Annotated in this window: 4 protein-coding genes; all 4 read left to right on the top strand. The window is 69.3% G+C overall.

The genetic code is table 11. The features are described 5' to 3' along the window. Nucleotides 1-983 precede the first annotated feature (983 nt). Nucleotides 984-1586: an outer membrane beta-barrel protein gene (locus VIB55_RS18165; RefSeq protein WP_331878084.1), complete on the top strand. Its 603-nt coding sequence runs from the start codon at nt 984-986 to the stop codon at nt 1584-1586. A gap of 60 nt (nt 1587-1646) precedes the next feature. Then, a complete protein-coding gene (locus VIB55_RS18170; protein ID WP_331878085.1) occupies nt 1647-3806 on the top strand; it encodes a molybdopterin oxidoreductase family protein in 2160 nt (719 codons plus the stop codon). Between the two features lie 37 nt (nt 3807-3843). Then, nucleotides 3844-5025, top strand: a complete 1182-nt coding sequence (locus tag VIB55_RS18175; RefSeq protein ID WP_331878086.1) for a glycosyltransferase family 4 protein — start codon at nt 3844-3846, stop codon at nt 5023-5025. Between the two features lie 166 nt (nt 5026-5191). After that, a partial coding sequence (thrS, locus tag VIB55_RS18180; RefSeq protein WP_331878087.1) for a threonine--tRNA ligase occupies nt 5192-6925 on the top strand: 1734 nt, incomplete at its 3' end.

The raw sequence follows: 6925 nt of genomic DNA on the forward strand, positions 1-6925 counted from the left end.
TAGCAGAGAAGGATGCGCGTGATGGTCCGGTGAAAAACGCTTACGGCCTGGGTCACGGTCACGGTGGGCGCGCTGGCGGACGACGGGCGAACGAAGCTGGAACTGGACCTGGCGGAGCTCGTCACGGCGCCGCACGACTTCAAGAGCAGATAGGCGGGGCGGCCGGGGCCCGCGAGGTGCCGGCCGCCCCGGCGGCATGGCGCCGGGCATCCTCACGCCCCTGGACTCCCGGAGATTCGCATCGAGAGCTTCGACGACCGCAGCGCTCCCGTGTGCTCGAGCCGCCCAGCCGCAGTCTACGCCCGCTCTGCCGACGGAGGCTGCCCGTCCCCGCCGGCCGCGGCGCGCCAGGAGGCCACTCCCACCGAGATCGAAGCAATTGCCAGGGAGTACCCCAGCGCTACAACGATCACGAGGATGGGCATCCCCAGGATGACGAAGCCAATCACTCCCTCGCCCCGCCAGCCCCGCCAATCTGCGTACCCGAGCAAAAGAAAAAGCGGCCACCCGTAGGCGCGAGTCGCCAGCCCGAGCAGTCCTTCCGGCTCTCGGCCGTTGTACATCATCGCCAGGGCGGCCGAGAGCACGACGAGTTGGGCCGCGAAGGACCATCCAACGATTCGCTTGAACGCCCGCCGCCTGCCCGTTGCCCACGACCCCATCTCACCATGCATCGATGCTGCCCCTCTTAGGCTTCTGACGCTCCCCGGACTGGTTCCGTCGTCACCTGGATCGCTCGGCTGCTCACCGCCTCCGCAGTCGAAGACGCCACGGCCGATGACCCGTGTGGCGGGAAACTATTGCCGTGCCTCTGACGGCGCACGATCCACGGCAACCTTCGGCTTGCCGACTGAGATAGACGGCGTCCAGTGGTCACGACATACTGGCTCCCGCCGGGGCGAACCGGTTATTGTTGATCATCCCGCACGACCGCCCCGACACACGCGCCTCCCGTTCCCTCACTCCCCGGCTGGAAACCACGGATGAAGAAGACATCGATCCTCTCGGCGCTCCTCGCATCGCTGATCGGGTGCAGCACCGGCTTCGCGCAGGACGCGCCCGCGCAGCAGCCGTTCACGACCACCGGTTTCCAGTTCACCGTGGGATTGACGGGAGCGCAGTCCACCATCGAAAAGGGAGAAAGCGCCACCACCGGCATCGGCGTAAGCCTGCACGCGGGGTACGGCATCACACGGCGGCTTTCGCTCTTTGCCGGGGGCACCGGAACGACGATGGAATCCGGCAAATACGCCCTGGCCCACGTCGATCTCGGCGGCCGGTTCCTGCTCTCCGAGGCCCAGCTGCGGCCCTACCTGCAGGCGGGGTGGACGGGGCGGCTGGCGAGGGAGGAGATCCCCGAGCACTTCGACGACAAGGTCATCCAGATCCGCGGAGTGGGCCCGAGCGTGGGCGCCGGGGTGGAGTACGGGGTTTCGCCCGAAGCCGCGGTAGACGTGGGGCTGGTCTACACCGGCGGCGACTACACCGAGGGAAAGATCACGAAGGACCCCTGGACGGACCTGGGCAGCGACGCATTCGGCGCGCGGAGCCTGCGGTTCACGGTGGGCGTCACGGCGCGGCTCTAGCCGCCTGATCCGCGACACGCGGCGGTGTGCGCGGACGGAACGCGGCATTATCTTCCCGGCATGACCACGATCACCCTTCCCCTGGTCCGGACCGGCGTGGTGCGCGGCGCCTGCCCCCACGACTGCCCCGACACGTGCGCCATGCTGGTGCACGTGCAGGACGGCCGCGCCGTGCGCGTGCAGGGCGACCCCGACCACCCGGTGACGCAGGGCTTCCTGTGCACCAAGGTGAACCGCTACGTCGAGCGCACCTACCACGCGGACCGGCTGACGACGCCGCTGCGCCGCGTGGGCCCCAAGGGCGAGGGGCGGTTCGAGCCGGCTTCGTGGAACGAGGCGCTGGACGACATCGCCCGGCGGCTGAACGCAATCCGCGCGGGCGAGCACGGGCCGCAGGCCATCCTCCCCTACTCGTATTCCGGCACGCTGGGCAAGGTGCAGGGCGAGTCGATGTCCAGCCGCTTCTTTCACCGCATCGGCGCCAGCCTGCTGGACCGTACCATCTGCGCCACCGCGGGGAGCGTGGGCTGGGGCGTCACCTACGGCGATCGCCTCGGGCCCACACCGGAAGAAGCCGAGCACGCGCGGTTCATCCTCCTCTGGGGCACCAACACGCTCACCAGCAACCCGCACCTGTGGCCGGCGCTGCGCCGCGCCCGCGAGGCCGGGGCGCGCCTGATCGCCATCGACCCCATCCGCACGCGCACCGCGGCCCAGTGCGACGAGCACCTGCCCATCCGCCCCGGCGCCGACGCCGCGCTGGCGCTGGGGATGATGCACGTGATCTTTCGCGACGGGCTGGATGACACTGAGTACCTGCGCGAGAACACCGTCGGCTGGGAGGCGCTGCGGGAGCGGGCGGGCGAGTGGACGCCGGAGCGCGCGGCGGGGATCACGGGGCTGGATGCGGAGCGCATCGAGCAGCTGGCGCACGAGTACGCCACCACGCGGCCGTCGTTCATCCGGCTGAACTACGGGCTGCAGCGGCACCGCGGCGGCGGCACCGCGGTCCGCACCATCTCACTCCTTCCTGCGGTCACCGGCGCCTGGCGCGACTTGGGCGGGGGCGCCACGCTCTCCACCAGCGGCGCCTTCAAGCTGAACGGCGGCGGGCTGCAGCGGCCGGACTGGGTTCCGCCCGGGACGCGCACGATCAACATGATCCAGCTGGGCGAGGCGCTCACGAAGCCGGATGCGGGCGTGGGCGGGCCGCCGGTGCAGGCGCTGGTCGTCTACAACAGCAATCCCGCGGCGGTCGCGCCGGACCTGGGCAGCGTCCGGCAGGGGCTGCTGCGCGACGACCTGTTCACGGTGGTGATGGAGCACTTCGTCACCGACACGGCGCGCTACGCGGACTGGGTGCTCCCCGCGACCACGCAGCTGGAGCACTGGGACGTGCACACCGCGTACGGGCACCTGTACCTGACGCTCAACCGGCCGTCCATCGCCCCGGTCGGCGAGTCGCTGCCCAACACCGAGATCTTCCGGCGGCTGGCCAGGCGGATGGGGCTGGACGATCCCGAGTTCGCGGACGGCGACGTGGACCTGATCCGCCAGGCGCTGGAGTCGTCGCACCCCTGGATGCAGGGGATCACCTTCGAGCGGCTGCTGGACGAGGGATGGATTCGCGTCGGCGCGCAGCGCGACTTTCGTCCGTACGCGGAGCCGAAGCCGAACACGCCCACGGGAAAGATCCAGATCCTGGCGCCTGAGCTGGAGGCCATCGGCATCGATCCCCTGCCCACGTACGTGCCGCCGGCCGAGAGCGCCGAGGCAGACCCCGAACGCGCCGCGCGCTATCCGCTAATGCTGCTGTCGCCGCCGGAGCATCCGCTGATGAACAGCACCTTTGCCAACGTGCCGCACCTGGAGCGCGCGGCGGGGCCTACCAAGCTGCTGCTGCATCCCAACGAGGCGGCGGTGCGCGGGGTGCGCGACGGCGACCGCCTGCGCTGCTGGAACGACCGCGGGCACTTCTTCGGCCGGGCGGTGGTGACGGATGACGTCCGGCCGGGCGTCGCCGTTTCCTACGGCGTGCGCTGGGCGCAGCTCTCCGACGGCGGCCGCACGGTGAACGACACCACCTCGCAGGGCGTTACCGACATGGGCGGCGGCGCCGTCTTCTACGACAATGCGGTAGAGGTGGAGGTGGCGGCGGGGGACGAGATTCTGGACAGAGTGCCCCGTCCGGGTGTATATTCAACCGTTCCACCGAGTTAGCCCCCGAAGGAACGCCCCGCCGCAGGAGCAATCCACGTTGCGAATCCTCTACGTTTCCCACTCGTTTCCGCTGCCCGGCGACCCGCTGAGCAACGTGGGCGGAATGCAGCGCGTGGCGCAGGGGCTGCACGCGGCCCTGGGCGAGCATCCGGGCGTGGAGCTTCATTCGCGGCTGCTGGAAACGTCGTGGAAGCAGACGCCGCGCCGCATGCCGGGCTTCATGGCCGGGCTGCTGCGGGAGATTCCGCGCGTGGTCAAGCGCGAAAAGATCGACGTGGTGCTCCACTCGTCCATGGTCACCGCCTCCACCACGGCGGTGCTGGGCAACGCCATCCGCCGCGCGGGCGCACTCTCCGCCGCCATCCCCGTGGGGCGCGACGTGACGCTGCCCACGCCGGGATACCAGTGGTTCGTTCCCAGGGTGCTCAAGGGGCTGGACCTGGTGTTTCCCATCAGCCGGGCCACGGGGCAGGAGTGCCTGGCGCGCGGCTTGTCGCCGGCGAAGATGCACGTGATCCCCTGCGGCGTGGACGTGGACCTGTTCGGCGCGCCCCGCGACCGGCGCGCCGCCCGGCGCGAGCTGCTGAAGTCCATCGGCGAGTCGGCGGGCACCATCCCGGATGACGCGCTGATCCTGGTGAGCGTCGGGCGCCACCAGGAGCGCAAGGGCTTCACCTGGTTCACCGACCAGGTGATGCCGACCATGCCCGGCAACGTGATCTACCTGATCACGGGCGAGGGGCCCATGACGCCGCAGATCCAGGCATCCATCGACCGCCATGGCCTGCACGGAAACGTGCGGCTGCTGGGCAAGGTGTCGGAAGAGATGCTGCTGACGCTGTACCGCGGCGCCGACCTCTTCGTGATGCCCAACATCCACGTGAAGGGCGACATCGAGGGGTTCGGCGTGGTGATGCTGGAGGCGGGACTGTGCGGAATGCCGGTGATCGCGGCGGACCTGGAAGGGATCAGCGACGTGATTCGCGAGGGAGAGAACGGGCACCTGGTGCCCAGCCAGGACGCCGAGGCGTTCCGGGCGCTGGTGCTGCGCTACCGCGCGGACCGCGCCCTGGTGGCGCAGGCGTCCAGCCGCGCGGCGGCCTACACGGCCAGCCACTTCTCGTGGTCGGCCATCGCCGACACGTTCGTGCGCATCCTCAGCCAGCACACCCGGACTACCGGCACCGTCCCGGCGGAGCTCGCCCGAGCGGCAGGGTGAGCATCCACGTTCCGCCATCACACGATCAGCCGCCCTCCTGAACGGGGCGGCTTTTTCGTGGGCGGAGCGGTGGCGCGGGGCGGTGCGGGCCGTTAATCTGACGCCTTCTTGAGATTTGACGACGCGCGGCCCCGTGGCGGGCCCGATCAACGATATGGAGATACGGATGAGCAAGGACTGGGATGGCTGGCTGCGGGACAAGGACTGGCAGCCCGTGGCACCCGACGAGTTCAAGGCGCTCCCCGCGGACGAAAAGCTGCGGCGCATCCGCCACTCGTCGGCGCACGTGATGGCGACGGCGCTGCGGAAGGTGAGGCCGGAGGCGACGTTCGCCATCGGGCCGGCGACGGAGCACGGCTTCTTCTACGACGTGCACGTGGACTCGCCGATCACGCCCGACGAGATCGCCGCGGTGCAGGAGGGGATGAAGGGCGTCTGCAAGGAGCGGCAGCGCTTCGAGGTGGCCGTGGTCCCCCACGCCGAGGCGGTGGAGTTCTTTACCGAGAAGGGCGAGCGCTACAAGCTCGACATCCTGGAAAAGCTGGTGGACCAGACGGTGACGTTCTACCGCAACGGCGACTTCGTGGACCTGTGCGCCGGCCCGCACGTGCCCGACACCAGCTTTTGCCAGAACGTAAAGCTGCTGACGGCGTCGCCCGCGCACTGGCGGGGCGAGCAGAACCCGTCGCTGCAGCGCGTTACCGGCACGGCGTGGGACAGCCGCGACGCGCTCAAGAGCTACCTGGCGTTCGTGGAAGAGGCCAAGGCCCGCGATCACCGCGTGCTGGGGCAGTCGCTGGACCTGTTCAGCTTTCATCCCTGGGCGGCCGGCGCGCTCTGGCATCCCCGCGGGCTGACGCTGCGCAACGAGCTGGGCCGCTTCTGGCGCGAGCTGCAGCCGGAATACGGCTACGTCGAAATTCTCAATCCCGTGCTGTACAAGCCCGACCTGTTCCAGCAGTCGGGGCACTGGGAGCACTACCACGAGGACATGTACATCGTGCGCGACGCGGACGGCGAGCCCGACATGGCGCTCAAGCCGATGAACTGCCCCGACACGATGCTGTTCTACAAGACGCGCGCGCACAGCTACCGCGACCTGCCCCTGCGCGTGGCCGAGAGCCAGATCCTGCACCGCAACGAGGTGACGGGCGCGCTTCACGGGCTGATGCGCACGCGCAGCTTCGTGCAGGACGACGCGCACATCTTTTTGACGCCCGACCAGGTGCAGGAGGAGATCCGGCAGCTGCTGGGGCTGGTGGACCGCTTCTACTCGCTGTTCGGGCTGGAGTATTCCATGAAGCTCTCCACGCGCCCCGAGAAGTACATGGGCGAGCTGGAGCAGTGGAACGCGGCCGAAGAGGCGCTCAAGGCGTCGCTGGATGCATCCGGCCGGGGATACTGGATCGACGAGGGCGACGGCGCGTTCTACGGGCCCAAGATCGACATCAGCATCCAGGACAGCCTGGGCCGCAAGTGGCAGTGCGGCACCATCCAGCTGGACTTCCAGCTTCCGCAGCGGTTCGAGCTGGAGTACACGGCGGCGGATGGCACGCGGCAGACGCCCATCGTCATCCACCGCGCCATCTTCGGGTCCATGGAGCGCTTCATCGGCGTGATCGTGGAGCACTTCGCCGGGGCGTTCCCGGTGTGGCTGGCGCCCGTGCAGGCGGTGGTGCTGCCCATCTCCGACGAGAAGCAGCTGGACTACGCGCACGAGGTGACTGCGGCGCTGCGGAAGGCCGGCATCCGCGCCGAACTGCAGCAGTACGAGTCGCTGAACTACCGCATCCGGCAGGCGGAAAAGCAGAAGGTGCCGTACATCCTGGTGTTGGGCGAGCGCGAGCAGGAACAGCGCAGCGCCGCGGTGCGCCGCCACAAGGTCAAGGAGCAGCGCGTG

The sequence above is a fragment of the Longimicrobium sp. genome, assembly GCF_036554565.1.
Classification (GTDB): Bacteria; Gemmatimonadota; Gemmatimonadetes; order Longimicrobiales; family Longimicrobiaceae; genus Longimicrobium.